The sequence below is a fragment of the Halopenitus salinus genome (assembly GCF_055397165.1).
The window spans coordinates 368,212-383,964 of the sequence record NZ_AP043853.1; the positions used below are offsets into that span (position 1 = coordinate 368,212).

The 15,753-nt window shown below is 67.7% G+C and carries 18 protein-coding genes; 8 read left to right on the top strand and 10 right to left on the bottom strand.

What is annotated here, in order from left to right; all coding sequences use genetic code 11:
• Positions 1 to 84 precede the first annotated feature (84 nt).
• The gene (locus ACZ5YD_RS03630) at positions 85 to 1,185 is read left to right on the top strand and encodes a two-component system sensor histidine kinase NtrB (RefSeq protein WP_379741708.1); all 1,101 of its coding nucleotides are present in this window, start codon (positions 85 to 87) and stop codon (positions 1,183 to 1,185) included.
• A gap of 23 nt (positions 1,186 to 1,208) precedes the next feature.
• Here the strand turns inward: ACZ5YD_RS03630 and ACZ5YD_RS03635 are convergent, their stop codons facing one another.
• The 4 genes from ACZ5YD_RS03635 to ACZ5YD_RS03650 all read right to left on the bottom strand — a co-directional run bounded on the left by ACZ5YD_RS03635 (position 1,209) and on the right by ACZ5YD_RS03650 (position 4,291).
• Complete coding sequence (locus ACZ5YD_RS03635) at positions 1,209 to 3,050, bottom strand: SLC13 family permease (protein WP_379741711.1); 1,842 nt, start codon at positions 3,048 to 3,050, stop codon at positions 1,209 to 1,211.
• Positions 3,051 to 3,163: 113 nt separating this feature from the next.
• The gene (locus ACZ5YD_RS03640) at positions 3,164 to 3,595 is read right to left on the bottom strand and encodes a type IV pilin domain-containing protein (protein ID WP_379741714.1); all 432 of its coding nucleotides are present in this window, start codon (positions 3,593 to 3,595) and stop codon (positions 3,164 to 3,166) included.
• A gap of 337 nt (positions 3,596 to 3,932) precedes the next feature.
• Positions 3,933 to 4,169, bottom strand: a complete 237-nt coding sequence (locus ACZ5YD_RS03645) for a hypothetical protein (RefSeq protein WP_379741717.1) — start codon at positions 4,167 to 4,169, stop codon at positions 3,933 to 3,935.
• On the bottom strand, positions 4,166 to 4,291 hold the full coding sequence (locus ACZ5YD_RS03650; protein ID WP_379741720.1) for a hypothetical protein: 126 nt from the start codon (positions 4,289 to 4,291) through the stop codon (positions 4,166 to 4,168). The genes ACZ5YD_RS03645 and ACZ5YD_RS03650 overlap by 4 nt, the downstream gene beginning before the upstream one ends.
• A gap of 216 nt (positions 4,292 to 4,507) precedes the next feature.
• Here ACZ5YD_RS03650 and ACZ5YD_RS03655 point away from each other — a divergent pair, with 216 nt between their 5' ends.
• Genes ACZ5YD_RS03655 through ACZ5YD_RS03665 form a run of 3 tightly spaced genes read left to right on the top strand, consistent with a single transcriptional unit; the run spans position 4,508 to position 7,014 of the window.
• Positions 4,508 to 4,858, top strand: coding sequence for a DUF8134 family protein (locus ACZ5YD_RS03655; protein WP_379741723.1), 351 nt, complete (start codon positions 4,508 to 4,510; stop codon positions 4,856 to 4,858).
• A 47-nt stretch (positions 4,859 to 4,905) separates the two neighbouring features.
• A complete protein-coding gene (locus ACZ5YD_RS03660; RefSeq protein WP_379741726.1) occupies positions 4,906 to 6,699 on the top strand; it encodes a nitrite/sulfite reductase in 1,794 nt (597 codons plus the stop codon).
• Between the two features lie 9 nt (positions 6,700 to 6,708).
• A complete protein-coding gene (locus ACZ5YD_RS03665; RefSeq protein ID WP_379741729.1) occupies positions 6,709 to 7,014 on the top strand; it encodes a DUF6360 family protein in 306 nt (101 codons plus the stop codon).
• Between the two features lie 39 nt (positions 7,015 to 7,053).
• On the opposite strand, the gene ACZ5YD_RS03670 is transcribed toward ACZ5YD_RS03665, so the two are convergent.
• From ACZ5YD_RS03670 to ACZ5YD_RS03680, 3 genes are all read right to left on the bottom strand, one after another.
• The gene (locus ACZ5YD_RS03670; protein ID WP_379741815.1) at positions 7,054 to 8,163 is read right to left on the bottom strand and encodes an MFS transporter; all 1,110 of its coding nucleotides are present in this window, start codon (positions 8,161 to 8,163) and stop codon (positions 7,054 to 7,056) included.
• A 217-nt stretch (positions 8,164 to 8,380) separates the two neighbouring features.
• A complete protein-coding gene (locus ACZ5YD_RS03675; RefSeq protein WP_379741732.1) occupies positions 8,381 to 8,878 on the bottom strand; it encodes a hypothetical protein in 498 nt (165 codons plus the stop codon).
• 122 nt (positions 8,879 to 9,000) lie between these two features.
• Positions 9,001 to 9,351 carry a hypothetical protein gene (locus ACZ5YD_RS03680; protein WP_379741735.1) on the bottom strand — a complete coding sequence of 117 codons (351 nt, stop codon included), beginning with the start codon at positions 9,349 to 9,351 and terminating at the stop codon, positions 9,001 to 9,003.
• A gap of 236 nt (positions 9,352 to 9,587) precedes the next feature.
• On the opposite strand from ACZ5YD_RS03680, the gene ACZ5YD_RS03685 reads away from it, so the two are divergent.
• From ACZ5YD_RS03685 to ACZ5YD_RS03695, 3 genes are all read left to right on the top strand, one after another.
• Entirely contained in the window at positions 9,588 to 10,271 is a 684-nt protein-coding gene (locus ACZ5YD_RS03685; protein WP_379741738.1) for a haloacid dehalogenase type II, read from the top strand.
• An 81-nt stretch (positions 10,272 to 10,352) separates the two neighbouring features.
• Entirely contained in the window at positions 10,353 to 11,894 is a 1,542-nt protein-coding gene (cysS, locus tag ACZ5YD_RS03690; protein ID WP_379741741.1) for a cysteine--tRNA ligase, read from the top strand.
• 70 nt (positions 11,895 to 11,964) lie between these two features.
• Positions 11,965 to 12,519, top strand: coding sequence for a DUF2062 domain-containing protein (locus ACZ5YD_RS03695; protein ID WP_379741744.1), 555 nt, complete (start codon positions 11,965 to 11,967; stop codon positions 12,517 to 12,519).
• Positions 12,520 to 12,622: 103 nt separating this feature from the next.
• On the opposite strand, the gene ACZ5YD_RS03700 is transcribed toward ACZ5YD_RS03695, so the two are convergent.
• The 3 genes from ACZ5YD_RS03700 to ACZ5YD_RS03710 form a co-directional block, all read right to left on the bottom strand.
• Positions 12,623 to 12,907, bottom strand: coding sequence for a DUF357 domain-containing protein (locus ACZ5YD_RS03700; RefSeq protein ID WP_379741747.1), 285 nt, complete (start codon positions 12,905 to 12,907; stop codon positions 12,623 to 12,625).
• A 123-nt stretch (positions 12,908 to 13,030) separates the two neighbouring features.
• Positions 13,031 to 13,666, bottom strand: a complete 636-nt coding sequence (locus ACZ5YD_RS03705) for a rubrerythrin family protein (protein WP_379741750.1) — start codon at positions 13,664 to 13,666, stop codon at positions 13,031 to 13,033.
• A gap of 48 nt (positions 13,667 to 13,714) precedes the next feature.
• On the bottom strand, positions 13,715 to 14,581 hold the full coding sequence (locus ACZ5YD_RS03710) for a sulfurtransferase (RefSeq protein WP_379741753.1): 867 nt from the start codon (positions 14,579 to 14,581) through the stop codon (positions 13,715 to 13,717).
• 285 nt (positions 14,582 to 14,866) lie between these two features.
• Between ACZ5YD_RS03710 and ACZ5YD_RS03715 the strand changes: the two genes are divergently transcribed.
• Positions 14,867 to 15,661, top strand: coding sequence for a sulfurtransferase (locus tag ACZ5YD_RS03715; protein WP_379741756.1), 795 nt, complete (start codon positions 14,867 to 14,869; stop codon positions 15,659 to 15,661).
• Positions 15,662 to 15,753 lie beyond the last annotated feature (92 nt).

Genomic DNA, 15,753 nt, shown 5'->3' on the forward strand with positions numbered 1-15,753 from the left:
GATCCGTCGGCGGGGGATCAATCCGCCGCCGATCGAGTGAAATTTTGGGATTCGGTTTTAACCCTCGCTCCCGTGTAGCGATCAATGAGCGATCCGTCGACGTCGTCCCCGAGGCCCGACATTCCCCTCGCGGATTCGGAGGGGTTCTACCAGACGCTCGTCGAGAACGTCTCGGAGGGGCTGTTGACGATCGACGCGGACAGCCGGATCGTCTATGCGAACCCCGGTATCACCCGGATCCTCGGGTACGAGCCCGAGGAGCTCATCGGCAGCTCGAAGATGCGGATCATTCCCGAACGCCTTCGGGAGACGCACGCGAGGGCGCTCGCGGCGTACGTCGAGACCGGCCAACGCAACATAGACTGGGACGGGGTCGAACTGCCGGCGCTGCACGCCGACGGTCACGAGGTCCCCACGATGATCAGCCTGCGGGAACACGAGATCGGCGGCGAGCGGTACTTCACCGGGATCATCCGGGACGTCTCCGAGCGCCGCCGCCGGGAGAGCGAGCTTCGCAGACAAAAGGAGCAGCTCGACGAGTTCGCGGGCATCGTCTCCCACGACATCAAGAACCCCCTCGGCGTCGCGAAGGGATACACCGAACTGGCTCGCGAGGAACACGACACGCCGGAGCTGGAGCGCGTCGCGGAGTCGCTCGATCGGATCGAGGAGCTCGTCGACGACGTCCTCGCGCTCTCACGGCGGGGCGTGAGCGTCGGGGACGTGGAGCCGGTCGCGGTCGGATCCCTCGCGGAGGAGGTGTGGTCGGAGATCGACGCCGACGGCGCGACGCTGTCCGTGGCGGACGACTGCCGACCGATTCGGGCCGACGAGACGCGGTTCCGCGAGCTGCTCGGCAACCTCCTCCGGAACGCGGTGGAACACGCCGGTCCGAACGTGCGCGTTCGGATCGGCCCGATCGAAGGCTCGGACGGAGAACTGGAGGGGTTCTACGTCGCCGACGACGGTCCCGGGATCCCCGAGTCCGAACGCGAGGCGGTCCTCGAACACGGCTATACGACCCGCGAGCACGGGACGGGCTACGGCCTCGCCATCGTCGCCGACGTCGCGAAGGGACACGGGTGGACCTTCGAGATAACGGCCGACGAGGAGGGCGGCGCCCGTTTCGAGTTCACCGGGGTCGAGACGGTCCCACACGACGCCGTCACCTCGGGACGGCAGTGAGGACGCGACCCCGATAGGGCACCTCACAGCCCCCAGCCGACGGTGATTCCGACCGTGGCGACCACGGCGAGAAGCAGCTGGAGCGGGCCGCCCACCCGGAGGAAGTCGGAGAACTCGTAGCCCCCGGGGCCGTAGACCATCAGGTTCGTCTGGTAGCCGACCGGCGTCATGAACGACGTCGCGGAGGCGAACATCACGGCCAGCAGAAACGCGAACTCGTTGGCGCCGAGACGTGCGGCGGCGTCGACGCCGACCGGGATCATGAGCACCACCGTGGCGACCGGGGTGATGACGCTCGCGAGCGCCCCGGAGACGACGTAGAGCACGAACAACACGCCGACGAGGGGAAGGACGTCGGATGTGGCGACGACGAACGCCGAGACCACCGCGGCTCCGCCGGTCTCCTCCAGCGCGAGCCCGAGCGGGATCACCCCGGCGAGCAGGAAGACGACGTTCCAGGAGACCGCGTCGTAGGCGTCGACCGTCCGCAGACAGCCCGTGAGGACCATGGCCACCACGCCGGCCAGCGCGGCGATCACGACGGGGAGCGCGTCCAGGGCCGCGAGCGACACGACGCCGGCCAGGATTCCGACCGCGACGGGCGCCTTGGACGACACCGGCGCGACTTCGGCGGGCTCCGCGTCCGCCATCCGGTCGATGGCGTCGTCGTCCGCCACGAGCAGCTCGCCGGTATCGGTGAAGTACCGGATCGACGCCGGCGTCGTGCGGACCAACAGCAGATCGCCGGTCCGGAGCGTCTCGTCGGCGAGCCCCTCCCGGACGAGTTCGCCCCCGCGGCGGAGAGCGAGCACGGTCGTCCGGTGGTACTCCTCGAGTCCGGTCTCGGCGATCGATTCACCGAGGTAGCGTGAGCCCTCGGGAACGACCGCCCGCGCGAGGGTGCCGTCCGTCGCGGCGGCCTCGAAGGTCTCGTCCGTGACCGACTCGCGGACGCGCTGGCTCAGGTGGGCCGCCTCGCGAAACCGGTTTACCGCCTGCAGCGACCCGTGAACCACGAGCACGTCGTCCGCCTCGAGGCGGTGGTCGGATCCCGGTCCGGCGTAGGCCTCCTCGCCGCGGCGAACCTGAAGGACCCGGACGTCGGGGTGCTCCGCGTCGAGCGCGTCGACGGGGCGACCGACCGCGGGCGAGTCCGGACGGACCCGCATGAACGCGAGGTGGTCCTCGAGGTCGAACTCCGAGACCGCGTCAGCGTCCACCGGGATCCGGGCGGGGGTGAGCCACCACCCGACGGTCAGGAGATACGCGAGCCCGACGAGCAGGAGGACCGCCCCGAGTCCCGTGAACTCGAACATCCCGATCCCGTCGCGGCCGTCGATCAGGATCCGGGCGAAGTCGCTCGCGAGGATGTTCGTCGACGTTCCGATGAGGGTGAGCGTGCCGCCGAGGATCGCGGCGTACGACAGGGGCAAAAGCAGCTTGGAGGGGCTCAGCTTCGACTCCTCGGCGAGCGTCGTGACCATCGGGACGAAGACGGCGACGACCGGCGTGTTGTTCACGAAGCCCGCGATCGGCCCCGTGGTACAGACGGTGGCGACGAGCGCGCGGTACCGCTTTCCCGCCGTGAAGTCGGCGAGATGGACGCCGAGCCGTTCGACGATCCCCGTTCCCTGGATGCCCGCGCTCAGCATGTACATCGCGATGATCGTGACGGTCGCGGGGTTCGCGAACCCGGAGATCGCCTCGCGGGCGCCGACGCCGGTCCACGGCTCCAGAACGACGAGGCTGGCCATGACCGCGATCGCCGTGACGTCGTTCGGCACGACCTCCGTGAGGAAGGCCAGGAGGGTCCCGAGGATGAGGAGAAAGACCACCGCGATCCCCGGAACCTGCGAGAGGAACATACACCGTTGTGTGAGCTATCCGACTTTACTGTTCCCCTCGGCGTGGCTTCGACGATCGAAGCGTGAAAAACGAAACCGGGCCGCGGCTACCGATCCGAACGATCAGCCTGCGATCAGCCCGAGTAGTCGGGCGCCGTGCTGGTGGCGAGCGTCGCCGACGACTGGCCGGTTTCGGACTCCCAGTTCACCCGGATGGTCTCGCCTGTCCAATCGCTCGAAGGTGCGTCGACAGTCGTCGAGGATCCGGCGGAGACATCACTGGCCCAACTTGCACTCAGATCAGTCCCGTCCGCGGTAACGCTCAAGAGCGCCCCATCGATCGTGTCACCGCCGGCGTGCGTGATTGTAACGCTATCTTGAGAGGCACCGTCCTCGTACTCGAAGTTGAAGCTCGCCGTCGGCGAGGTGTCCTGGAGGTCGTCGCCGAGACCGAGCACGAAGGTGCCGATCACGGCCGCGAGAATGACGGTGATAGCCACCATCAGAATGACGCCGATGACCGGCGAGACCGCACGTTCGTCGCTGAAGAGTGTCTTGATGTTCATGATATGGTGATCCGAACCGGAGGCGGCGATGACTCCCGAACGCGACGTCGAATCGCGTTCAGCATCCCGACGCTGAAGGGTTGCGGTTACGCTCATATATTGGGCCGTTGACTACTTAATACTTTCTCGGTGACACGTATTCTCACGCACGGACGAGAAACGGATCTCGGGCATTTAAACCGCTATTATCTGGATTTTCAGTCGATAGTGTGGTGGACGTTATCGCATATTTTACGGATCGCTGAGATGTATTCGGGAACGGGAGAGGAAACGAAAAGAGACAAAAAAGGACGAGAGGAGGCGGAGGGTCTCGCTCGCCGGGACGGACCACGGTCGTTCAGCGGTCGTCGTCCGATCGGGAGCACTCCGCGTCCGTGAGATCGACGGCGGCGTCCGCGCCGAGGTCGGAACGAGTGCCGTGATCCGGATCGGAGTCGGGATCGGAAGCCGGATCGGGATCCGAGTCGCGATCGACGTTCCGTCCCTCCTCGCGCTGTTCGCTGAGCTTCTCCCAGATCTCGGTACAGCCGGCGCCCGTCGGGATCTCACGGAGGTGTTCGCCGTCCTCGCTCATTCGGCGTCCCCCTCCACGGTCGGTGGGGCGCGGCCGCCTCGGAGATCGCGGCGGTCGCGGCGGTCGAACAGCTCCGGTGCGACGTCCGCGGAGGCGTGTTCCGTGTCGGCTAGTCCGGTCATCACCCGTCCGTACGTACTCCATCGGATTAAACGGGTCCCCCCGAACAAGCACTACCGAGGCTCGCCGACACCGGGTGTCCTTGCAGGTATCTCGGTCGACCGTGTGAACCCGGATCGGGTCCCGTCCGTCGATCGTCGCGAATTGCGGCGTCACGGATCGTGTCGATGGTTACGGGCGCCGACGGGGTTTCCCCCGCGGGGCTCGTTCCGTCGATCATGACGGTCTCGCTGCGAACGCTCGACGACGGCGCGTGGGTGTCCTTGAACGACGAGCGTCGCGCCGGAACGAGCGAACTCTGGTACGTGCGGGGGATCTGCGGGTGTTCGATCGCCGACTTCGTCGTGGAGGGGATCACGGACGTCTCCGTCGACGGGCGAACGGTCGCCGCCGAGACGTACGGCCGGTGCATCCGATGTGGGCACGCGACGTCGACGAAGCCGATCCCGATCGGGCGGGTGCGAGAGGGGAGCTACGAGCCGCTCGCGACGAACGCGGTTCGACGGCCGGGCGGGCCGCTCGGCGGACGGAAACACTCTCCGGTATCGCGAACCACTGGGGAGAATTGACGCCGAGGGGCGCTTTAGGGGGACGGGACACGCAGGGACATCCAGAGATGCCCACGGACGTAGAGCGCTGGAAGTCCGAGACGTACGGCAACGAGATACGCGAGCACCTCTTCGAGTTCGCGGAGCGGGGCTGGGAGTCGATCCCGGAGGACGAACACGACGCCTGGTTCGAGCGGTTCAAGTGGTGGGGGCTCTACCACCAGCGGAACGGCCAGGAGTCCTACTTCATGATGCGGATCGGCACGCCGAACGGCGTGCTGGAGCCCGGACAGGTGCGCGTCGTGGCCGAGATCGCCGACGAGTACGCCCGCGGCCCCGGCGAGAACCCGGAGTTCGGCGCCGCCTACTGCGACTGGACGACCCGCCAGTCGATCCAGCTCCACTGGATCCGCCTGGAGGACGTCCCGGCGATCTTCGAGAAGCTCGAGGCGAACGGCCTCTCCACCCAGCAGGCGTGTGGTGACTCCTGGCGCAACATCGTGGGCTGTCCGGTCGCGGGCAAGGACCGCCACGAGTTCGTCGACGCGCTGCCGGTCGCGATGGACCTCCACGAGACCTTCAAGGGCAACGACGACCACTCGAACCTGCCGCGCAAGTGGAAGGTGAGCGTCACGGGCTGCCGTGAGGGCTGTGGGCAGGGCGACATCAACGACCTCGCGCTCGAGCCCGCAAGGAAGGACGGCCGCAAGGGCTTCAACGTGCGCGTCGGCGGCGGGCTCGCCCGCAACGAGCCCAGGCTCGCTCGCGACATCGACGTCTTCGTCGAGCCCGACGACGCCGAGGCGGTCGCCGGCGGGCTCTCGGCGCTGTTTCGCGAGTACGGCGACCGCGAGGACCGCTACTCCGCGCGCATCAAGTTCCTCGTCGACGAGTGGGGGCCCGAGAAGATCCGGCGGGTCCTCCAGGAGGAGTTCGTCGACTTCGAGCTCGAGACGGCGGGAGAGGACCTGCGCGAGGAGTACACCTACAACGCGGGCCGGTCCTCCGAGGGCCTCCCGACCGGCGGCCACAGCGACCACGTCGGCGTCCACGAACAGGCCGACGGGAACTACTACGTCGGCTTGAACGTCCTCGTCGGCCGGATGGGCGTCGACGACGTCCACGAACTCGCCGACGTCGCCGACGAGTACGGCTCCGGCGAGATCAGGATCACCCAGCGCCAGAACGTCCTCATCACCGACGTTCCGGAGTCGGCACTCGATGACCTGCTCGCCGAGCCGCTGTTGGAGGACTACTCGCCGGACCCGCACCCGTTCATGCGCGGCTCCATCGCCTGTACGGGCACGGAGTTCTGCTCGCTCTCCATCGTCGAGACGAAGAACCGGCAGGTCCGGTACGCCCGCTGGCTCAAGGAGAACGTCGATCTCCCGGCGGACGTCGAGGACTTCCACGTCCACCTGTCCGGCTGTACCGCCTCCTGTGCCCAGCCGCAGATCGCCGACGTCAGCCTCCGCGGGATGAAGACCCGCAAGGACGGCGAGCCGGTCGAGGCGCTCGATATCGGCCTGGGCGGCGGGCTCGGCGAGGACCCGCGCTTCGCGGAGTGGGTCGGCCAGCGCGTCCCCGCCGACGAGGTCCCCGGCGCCATCTCGAACCTGATCGAGCGGTACGACGAGCGCCGCGAGGACGGCGAGAGCTTCCGCGAGTTCATCGAGCGCCTCGACGGGGACGACGGAGACGGAGCACTCGAGGAGCTGATCGAGCCCGAGGAGACGAGCTACGAGGACCCCTACATGCACAACACGAAGATGACGTGGTACCCCTACGCCGCGGACGACGACATGGACGCGAGCCCCGCGCCGGCCAGCGCGGACGGAACGCCCATTGCGAGCGACGACTGAGTCCCGTCGATGCCCGACCGACTCATCCGGGTGAACGCCTACACGACCTTCGATCTGCTCGACGGGGTCGCGACCGGCCACGACTTCGAGGAGGAGGCCTACGCCGTCCTCAACGTGACCGCCCCGCGCGAGGACCCCGATCACCTCACGCTCGAGCTGGAACTCGACAACACGGAGTTGACCGAACTGCCCGCCCACGCCGACCGGGTGACCCTCTCCGCCGCGCAGGCGCGCGAGCTGGCCGCGGAGCTGGAGTCGTACGCCGACCGCGTCGAGGCGGCCCAGCGGGACGCCGACGAGGAGACGGGGGAGTAGGGTCGAAGGGCTCGAACACGAGCCGGATTTCCACCGTTCTTACCTGGTTCCGACGGCGATTGCGACGAACGCGACGAGCGTCGCGGCGAGCGTCAACAGGATGGCGGCGACGTAGCCGTTCGTGTAGGAGACGCTCGCGGTGCCGAGCGGCGGCATCGCCAGCGCGCCCACCCCGCCGGCCACGTTGAACACGCCGATGATGGCGGTGTCCATCTCGGGGTCGTAGACGCCCATCAAAAGCGGGATGTAGATCGTCGCACAGCCGCCGAGCCCCAGGCCGACGAGGATCACCCCGACCGCCATGACCGGCAGCGAGGGCGCGAGCAGCACCGCGATCCCCGCCGCCGAACAGCCGAGCGAGGCGAGGAAGGCGCGTCTGGCCCCGACCACGTCAGCGACGTAGCCGCCGCCGATCCGCGAGACGATGCTCACGCCGCCGATCGCGCCGAAGGCGGCCGAGGCCGTGGCGCCGGCCAGTCCGCGCGCGGCGAACAAGTCGATCGCATACGCCGCGAGCAGCTGGTACCACGCGAACGCGAGCCCGATCCCGACGAAGAGCAGCTGAAACCGCCGCGTCCGCGCCAGCCCGGCGACCCACTCCAGGAGCTCGCCCGCCGTCGCCGACGACTGGTCGGCCCATCGCGGCCGGCGACAGACGATCCCGGCGAACAGGAAGGTGACGGCCGTCACGGACATGATGGTCAAGAACCCGCGGCGGATGCCCACGGTGGCGATCGCGTACTCCCAGACCGGCGGCAACACGAAGAGTCCGAGCCCGTTTCCGACGAAGATGAGCCCTGTCGCGGCGCCGCGCCGCTCGTCGAACCACCGGGGGACGATGGAGGCGAGCAGAACGAACACGGTTCCCAACGCGATCCCGAGCACGGCGAAGACGACCAGCAGCCCCGCGTAGGACTCGACGAAAAACAGCGCGGGGGAGACGAGCGCAGTCGCGGCGGTGCAGGCGAGGAGCACCCCCCGGGCCGGGAGGTGTGCGGAGAAGACGCCGATCGTTCCCGACCCGATGAAGAAGGTGAAGAGCATGACCGAAAAGACGGTGGAGAGCGCGACCGGCGAGATCGCGAACGTCTCGCTGAGCGGGTCGCGGAGAACCCCGTAGGAGAGCGGCGTCCCGAAGGTGAAGATCATCCCCACCGCGCCGAGGATCGCCACGAGCCAACTCCGGCGGCCGTCGGGTGATTCCGTCGACCGATCGCTTCGTGTGCTCACGTCGACGGGTACCCGACGGGTCGGCGAAAGGGTTGTGATCGGCGGACGTTCTGCCGGAACTCGGTCGCGGCGCCGATCCGCCGGAATCCGGTGCGGTCGTCACGAACCGGATGAATCGATCCGGAACAGTCCTCGCTCACTCCGCGAACGATCTCGCGTACAGAAGCGCGACCGGGACGGCGTAGACGACGTGGCCGATCCCGGAGACGATCGTGGCCGGGATCGCGAAATTGGGGAACGGCGGCGCGTTCGGGAAGCCGACGGCCCCGAGCCAAAGCGGCATCACGACCACCGCGAGAGCGACCGTCGTGAGGATTCCGTATGCGACCCCCAGTCCGATCGCGCCGCCGGTCGATCGAGCGGTCTGGCGGAGCGGTCCCGTCTGAACGAGCGCGACGTAGACGAGCCCCAACACGACGCCGTGGAACTGGTGGATCGCCCACCCGGCGAGCAGCGCCGGCCCCTCGATCCCGTACATGGCCGGGATCACGACCTCCAGAAGCGGCGGCGGCATCACGTACATCATCATGAGCCCGAACGGAACGCTGCCGATGAACCCGCCGACGGCTCCGGCGACCCACTGTTTCGAGGTAACCTCGACCGTGACGTCCGTCGATCGCGTTTCGGTTGCCATGGGTATTCACACCATGGACGCCGCGGCGGATAAGTGTAATCTGAGCGAAAGGTAACCGGGTTACCTCCAGCACACCTCCTCGGGCACCCCTCCTCCAGCACATCTCCTCGACGTCCCAACGATTAACCGTGCATTTCGCTCCCCTCGTCGTCCATCCGGGGGCCCCACGCCATGATCACGCCGCTTGCGAGCATCAACGCCGCGAGCGCGACCATTCCCGGATCCCAGCCCATGCCGCTCGCCATGCCCGATCCGGCCATGCCGGAACCTCCCATGCCGCCGGTCATTCCTGCTCCGCCCGTTCCCATCGTCCCCGACCCGCCGACCATCCCGGTTCCGACGAGGAGCTGGTTGAGGAGCATCACGAGGGCGTATCCGATCATGAGCCGACCGCTCCAGCCCGCGAGCCGGTCCGCATGCGCGGTGAGCAGAACCGCGCCGTGGACGATCACGATCGCCCCGAGGACCCCCATGAGCAGTCCGCTCGAGGTCATTCGCGATGCCGTCGACGCGCTCCAGATCGAGTACAGGCCCGAGGAGAACGCGATCGCGGCGGCGTAAAGCCGGGTGTTCGAGATCATACCTCACGATCGCACGCACCCCTAATGAGTGGTCGGGCTCCGAATGCTCGAAAGTCGGGGATCCGGGGAGTCGAACCGGAGGCGCTCCGCCGCTAGTGCTAACTGACGCGAGCGTGTGGTGGAACTCGATGCCCCTGGATGCCGACCGCGTCACCACGATCACGTTCGACTCCTACAGCACGCTCGTCGACGTCGACGCCGCGGAACGAGCGCTCGCGGAACGGGTCGACGACCCGGAGCCGATCTCGAAGCTCTGGCGGGCGCGATCGCTCGAGTACACGTTCGTCGCCAACCAGATCGACGCCTACCAGCCGTTCTACGAGATGAACCGCGACGCCCTCCAGTACGCGCTCGACGCTCACGGGGTGGACGTCTCGCCCGAGGAACGCGACGAGATCCTCGCCGTCTACCACGAACTCGACGTGTTCGAGGACGTTCGAGACGGGATCGAACGGCTTCGCGAGGGAGGGTACGACTGCTACGTCGTCTCGAACGGGAATCCCGAGATGTTGGCCTCCATGATCGAACACGCCGACATCGGGGACCTCATCGAGGACGCGATCAGCGCGGACGAGGTCCGGACGTTCAAGCCCGCCGCCGAGATATACCGCCACGCCGCGGGGCGGACGGGAACGCCGATCCGTGAGATCGCCCACGTCACCGCCGGCTGGTTCGACGTCATGGGGGCGAGACACGCCGGGATGCAAGGAATTCGTGTCGATCGAAAGGACACGCCGTGGGAGTCGTTCGGCGAGGAGCCGGACCTGACGATCGACTCGTTCCACGACCTGGCGGACGCGCTGGGCGTCTGAGAGATACTGACCGGACCGGTCAGATCCCTCGAACTGCTCCGATCGACGCGTTGAAAGGCTCGCCACGAGAATCCGGCCGTGATGACCCTCTCCGTGACGGACACCCTGCGGGACGAGCGCGTGGAGTTCACGGTCGACGGCGACGACGTGCTGTTGTACGTCTGCGGGCTCACGGTCTCCGACGACCCCCACCTGGGTCACGCCCGGATGTGGGTCCACGCCGACGTCCTCCACCGATGGCTCGACCACCTCGGATACGACGTCCGTCACGTCGAGAACGTCACCGACGTCAACGAGAAGATCGCCGCACGCGTCGGCGAACGCGAGGAGTGGACGGGCGAACCCGACGTCGCGGAGACGTTCACCGAGACGGTCTTCGAGAGCATGCGCGGGCTCAACCTGCTTCGCGCGGAGGTGTATCCCCGCGTCTCCGAGCACGTCCCGGAGATACTCGATCTGGTCGAGTCGCTCGTCGAGGCCGGCTACGCCTACGAGTCGAACGGCTCCGTCTACTTCGACGTCACGACCTTCGAGGAGTACGGACGGCTCTCGAACCAGGACGTCGAGGAACTCGAGGCGCAAGGCGAGCCCGACGAGCGCTCGGAAAAGCGGAACCCGGCGGACTTCGCGCTCTGGAAGGCCGGCGGGGTGAGCGAGACGGCCGTCCGCGAACACCGGAAACACGACCACGACGGCCCGCTGCCCGAGGGCGAGACCTGGGAGTCGCCGTGGGGCGAGGGGCGACCCGGCTGGCACGTCGAGTGTTCGGCGATGTCGATGACGCACCTCGGCGAGACGCTCGACGTCCACATGGGCGGACGCGACCTCGTCTTTCCCCACCACGAAAACGAGATCGCCCAGTCGGAGGCGGCCACGGGCGAGCCCTTCGTCCGCTACTGGATGCACGCCGGCCTCCTCTCGATGGAGGGCGAGAAGATGTCCTCGTCGATCGGGAACTTCTGGACGGTGCCCGACGCCCTCGAGGAACTGGGAGTCAACGTCCTCCGGACGTTCTATGCGGGCGCGTCCTACCGCTCCGAGCAGGCGCTCACCGAGGAGACGATCGCCGAGGCCGAAGAGCGGTGGGAGCGTCTCTTGCGAACTCACGAACGCGGCGTCGACGCGCTCGACTCCGTGGACGCACACACGAAGGCCACGGACGAGGACCTCCGATCGGCCGTGGACGTCGCCCGGGAGGACTTCGAGACCGCGATGAACGACGACCTCAACGTCCGGGAGGCGACCGCGGCGCTGCTCGAACTCACCGACGCCGTCAACCGACACCTCGATCGCGTCGAGAGCAGCGAGGGTGGCGAGGGCAGCGAAGGCGACGAGGACGGCGAGGGCGGCGAAACCGGGTACGACTACCGCGGCCTGCGTCGGGCGATCGAGACGCTCGAGGAGTTCGGCGAGGGCGTACTGGGACTTCGGTTCGACGCCGGAGAGGGCGTCGACGGGGACGTCGAACTCGCCGACGAACTCGTCGAGCTCGTCCTCGATCTCCGCGAATCAGCTCGCGAGGCGGGCGAGTACGAGCGCGCGGACGAGCTTCGCGACGCGCTGGCGGCGGTCGGCGTCGAGGTCGAGGACGGGCCCGAGGGGCCGACCTACCGCTTCGAGTGATCATCGTTGCGTCCGGGAGTGACGCCGGTAAGTACTTTCCCTCCGGCGTGCTATCACCCACCGAGACCGAATGACGATCCGAACGCGAGCGGGAACGTGGCGACGGCGGCTCCGGAAGGGACTCCACGACGCCTTCGCGGAGACGCACACGCCCCACCAGATCGCCGGGAGCTTCTCGTTCGGCGTCTTCGTCACGATGTTGCCGACGGTCGGTGTGGGGCTGCTCGTCTTCGTCGCCCTGGCGTGGCTGTCCGACGGGGTGAGCAAGCTCGCGTTCGTCGCCTCCGCCCTGCTCATCAATCCGGTCGTGAAGTCCGGCGTCTACGTCGCGAGCTTCGCGATCGGCGTGTTCCTGCTCGGGCCCGTCGAGGGCGCGACCGTCACGAGCGCGAGCCTGTCCGGGGCGTCGTTTTCGGCGGGACGCGACATCGCCGTTCGGATCCTGCTCGGAAACGTGATCCTCTCCGTGGCGACGATCGTTCCGAGCTACGTCGTCTGCTACCGACTCGTCGAGACCTACCGGGCCCGCGATCCGGCGGTGGAGATCGTCTCGGAGATCGAGTCGGTCGTGGCCCCCGAGGGCGAGTCGACGGCGAACTCCGGGGACGATCCGGCCCGTTCGTGAACGAACGGTTCGTGTGACGCCTGGACGTGGGTCTCACAGAGCGAGCGGTGTGGGTCACACGAAGCGATCGATGCGGATCAGACTCACACGAAGCGAACGAACGCTACGTCGTGAACAGCTCAGTGTCCTCTGGGATCGAAAAGAGCCCGAAACGGACCCCGGCGTCGAGCCAGCCGTACCCGTAGGAGAACGACGCGAGCGCGTTGACCGGATCCCCGTCCTCGCGGAAGTGCCTCCCGTCCTCGAGGTACGACTTGGCCATCTCGCGACACTCCGCGGCCGCCTCGCCGAGCGGCGTTCCCGCCGGCGCGGCCGCCTCCGCCTCCGCGAGCGCGTCCGCGAGCATCCGCTCGTAGCGATCGGTCTTCTCATCGAGGTCCGCGGGCATGCGCGTCGCTCCGCAGCGGAGTCACAAAGGACTGTCCGTCCGTTCGTTTCCGGCGATCGCAAGCGGCTCCGATCGCTCAGCGATTGCAAGCGACTCCGATCGCCCGGCGAATGCGTCGACGCCTCAACAGACCGGCTTCGGATCGACGCCGAGCGACTCCAGCGTCTCGACGTGTTCCTCGTAGGCGATCTCCACGACCGCGGCGGCGGCTTCCCTCGCGACCTCCAGGTCGGCCTCGTCCGCTCCGACGCGGTCGATCAGTTCGAGAGCGCGCTCGCGCTGTCCCTCGAGGTCCCCGCGGAGATCACGAAAGACCGCGGCCGTTTGCGGATCGGCGTCGCCCACGAAGTACCCGACGTACTGGGACTTCGACTCGTCGGCGACGAGGATCCGTCCGAGGAGCGCGCCAGCCCGCTCGAGGGTGTCATCGAGCGAGCGGAGGTGGGAGGGAATGGCGAGCAGGTCCTCGCCGAGATCGGGGTCGTAGTCGTCCAATTCCTCGCGGACGCGATCGAAGTGGTCGCGCTCCTCCGCGGCGATCGCGGCGAAGACCTCCGCCGCCGCGTCGTTCTCCTCGTCCCCGGCCCACGCTTCGAAGGTCTCGGCCGCGGCGAGCTCCGCGTCGGCCGCCGCCCGCAGGACGCGATCGGCGTTCAGTTCGCCCTCGGTGGCGGCATAGAGCGCCTTCGAGGAGCCGAGCCTGGACAGTTCGGTGGCGAGTTCGGACCGGACGCGCTCGTGTACGTCGTCTGCGCTCATGAAAAACGGAAGGCCGCGGACCGACTTAACGCTGTATCGTCCGCCCGCTCACTCGCCGTCGCCGGTCTCGATCGGCGCGTCGACGAGGTTGCCCCACTCGGTCCAGGAGCCGTCGTAGTTGATCGTGTCGTCATAGCCGAGCAGCTCGTGGAGCGCGAACCAGGCGACCGACGAGCGCTCGCCGATGCGGCAGTAGGCGATCGTCGTCTCGTCGCCGTCGATGTCCTCCTCCGCGTAGAGCTCCTCGAGCTCATCGCGGGTCTTGAACGTGCCGTCATCGTTCGTGACGGCCGCCCACGAGATGTTCTTCGCGCCGGGGACGTGGCCGCCGCGCTGGGCGGTCTCCTGGAGTCCCGGCGGCGCGAGGATCTCGCCGCGGTACTCCTCGGGCGAGCGCACGTCGACGAGCGGAACGCCGCGGTCGATCGCCTTCTCGACGTCGTCGCGGTAGGCGCGGATCGACTCGTAGGGGCCGCCCGCCTCGTAGTCGACCTCGGGGAAGGAGGGGACCTCGTCGGTCGTCGGATAGTCGTTCTCGACCCAGTACTCGCGGCCGCCGTCGAGGAGCTTCACGTCGTCGTGGCCCCAGTATTTGAACTGCCAGTAGGCGTAGGCCGCGAACCAGTTCGAGTTGTCGCCGTAGAGGACGACCGTCGAGTCGTCGCTGATGCCGTGTTCGGCGAGCAACGCCTCGAAGTCCTCCTTCTCGAGGATGTCACGCTGCGTCTGGTCCTGGAGCTGGCTCTCCCAGTTGAAGCCGATGGCTCCCGGCGCGTGCGCGTCGTCGTACGCTTCGGTGTCGACGTCGACCTCCACGAGCCGCAGGTCGTCGTCGTCGCTCTCGAACTCGTCGAGCCGCGCCTCCACCCAGTCGGCGGAGACGAGCACGTCGTTCGCGTAATCGGAATCTCCCATAGCAGTTCCCCCTACGTGTTCGACCTATAAGGTCCCCAACACCACGGACATACCCGCCTCTCGTTCGGATCGGGGGAGATTATTGCCGGTTCATGTCCGGAGCTGTCGGCCGCCCGTCGATCGTCGGGTCGTACCGCCCGGATGCCCGCCGTCGATCATCGACGGTCCGAGAGGATCGAGGCCGCGATCGCCGCGGGGGTTTCAAATGTTGCCGGTATCCGGAAGGCCCGGCCGAATCGGCGCGGGTCAGCGGAATAAACCGTCCGGAGGTAGAAGGGAGGACCGATGACCGAGATCACCGTCCCGATCGAGTGGCTCGCCGATCACCTCGATGACCCCGGCGTGCGCCCGGTCGACGTCCGCGACGCCTGGGAGTACGACGCGCTCGGACACGTCCCCGGTGCCGTGAACGTTCCCTTCGAGGACTTCCGCGATGCCGAGGGTGGCGACGTCGGCCACCTTCCGGGCGCCGAGGCGTTCGCGGAGCGTCTGGGCGCTGCCGGCCTCTCCCGGGACGACGTCCTCGTCGCCTACGACGACACGAACGGGGTCTTCGCGGCGCGGTTTCTCGTCACGGCGCTCGTCTACGGCGTCGAGAACGTCCACCTCCTCGACGGCGATCTGAGCGCCTGGAAGCGCGACTACCCGATCGAAAGCGATCCCGTCTCCCTCGAGGAGACGACGATCGAGGCGCGTCGCGTCGAGGGAGCGGACTCGCCGATCGTGGGATACGACGAGGTGATCGAGCTGCTCGAGGACCGTGAGCGCGACGTGATATTCGTCGACACCCGGGACGCCGACGAGTACGCGGCCGGGCACCTCCCGGGCGCGGTCCGATTCGACTGGACCGAGGCGGTCGATCCCGAGACGCGCGGGCTGCGCGCGAAGGACGACCTCCGCGAGCGATTCGAGGAACGCGGGATCACGCCGGACCGGCCGGTCGTGCTCTACTGTAACACCGCGCGCCGGCTCTCACACACGTACGTCGCGCTCCGGTGGCTCGGCTTCGAGGACGTCCACATCTACGAGGGTAGCCTCACCGAATGGCGCGAGCGCGAGGGCGAGCTCGTCGAGTCGTGAGCTCCGAGCCGTCGAGTCGTGAACCCGCCGAACGGTGAATCGTTCGAGTCGTAAAATCGTCGCGACGACTCCGACGGAAGGGTCCGTGGCCT

What these genes read in the sequence shown, in the direction of transcription:
- ACZ5YD_RS03660 (WP_379741726.1), top strand. Translation starts at nt 4,906, where the DNA reads ATGCCCACGGACGTAGAGCGCTGGAAGTCCGAGACGTACGGCAACGAG.
- ACZ5YD_RS03640 (WP_379741714.1), bottom strand. Translation starts at nt 3,595, where the DNA reads ATGAACATCAAGACACTCTTCAGCGACGAACGTGCGGTCTCGCCGGTC.
- ACZ5YD_RS03635 (WP_379741711.1), bottom strand. Translation starts at nt 3,050, where the DNA reads ATGTTCCTCTCGCAGGTTCCGGGGATCGCGGTGGTCTTTCTCCTCATC.
- ACZ5YD_RS03675 (WP_379741732.1), bottom strand. Translation starts at nt 8,878, where the DNA reads ATGGCAACCGAAACGCGATCGACGGACGTCACGGTCGAGGTTACCTCG.
- ACZ5YD_RS03695 (WP_379741744.1), top strand. Translation starts at nt 11,965, where the DNA reads ATGACGATCCGAACGCGAGCGGGAACGTGGCGACGGCGGCTCCGGAAG.
- ACZ5YD_RS03680 (WP_379741735.1), bottom strand. Translation starts at nt 9,351, where the DNA reads ATGGGGGTCCTCGGGGCGATCGTGATCGTCCACGGCGCGGTTCTGCTC.
- ACZ5YD_RS03700 (WP_379741747.1), bottom strand. Translation starts at nt 12,907, where the DNA reads ATGCCCGCGGACCTCGATGAGAAGACCGATCGCTACGAGCGGATGCTC.
- ACZ5YD_RS03710 (WP_379741753.1), bottom strand. Translation starts at nt 14,581, where the DNA reads ATGGGAGATTCCGATTACGCGAACGACGTGCTCGTCTCCGCCGACTGG.
- ACZ5YD_RS03670 (WP_379741815.1), bottom strand. Translation starts at nt 8,163, where the DNA reads ATGATCTTCACCTTCGGGACGCCGCTCTCCTACGGGGTTCTCCGCGAC.
- ACZ5YD_RS03645 (WP_379741717.1), bottom strand. Translation starts at nt 4,169, where the DNA reads ATGAGCGAGGACGGCGAACACCTCCGTGAGATCCCGACGGGCGCCGGC.
- ACZ5YD_RS03630 (WP_379741708.1), top strand. Translation starts at nt 85, where the DNA reads ATGAGCGATCCGTCGACGTCGTCCCCGAGGCCCGACATTCCCCTCGCG.
- ACZ5YD_RS03665 (WP_379741729.1), top strand. Translation starts at nt 6,709, where the DNA reads ATGCCCGACCGACTCATCCGGGTGAACGCCTACACGACCTTCGATCTG.
- ACZ5YD_RS03685 (WP_379741738.1), top strand. Translation starts at nt 9,588, where the DNA reads ATGCCCCTGGATGCCGACCGCGTCACCACGATCACGTTCGACTCCTAC.
- cysS (WP_379741741.1), top strand. Translation starts at nt 10,353, where the DNA reads ATGACCCTCTCCGTGACGGACACCCTGCGGGACGAGCGCGTGGAGTTC.
- ACZ5YD_RS03715 (WP_379741756.1), top strand. Translation starts at nt 14,867, where the DNA reads ATGACCGAGATCACCGTCCCGATCGAGTGGCTCGCCGATCACCTCGAT.
- ACZ5YD_RS03655 (WP_379741723.1), top strand. Translation starts at nt 4,508, where the DNA reads ATGACGGTCTCGCTGCGAACGCTCGACGACGGCGCGTGGGTGTCCTTG.
- ACZ5YD_RS03705 (WP_379741750.1), bottom strand. Translation starts at nt 13,666, where the DNA reads ATGAGCGCAGACGACGTACACGAGCGCGTCCGGTCCGAACTCGCCACC.
- ACZ5YD_RS03650 (WP_379741720.1), bottom strand. Translation starts at nt 4,291, where the DNA reads ATGACCGGACTAGCCGACACGGAACACGCCTCCGCGGACGTCGCACCG.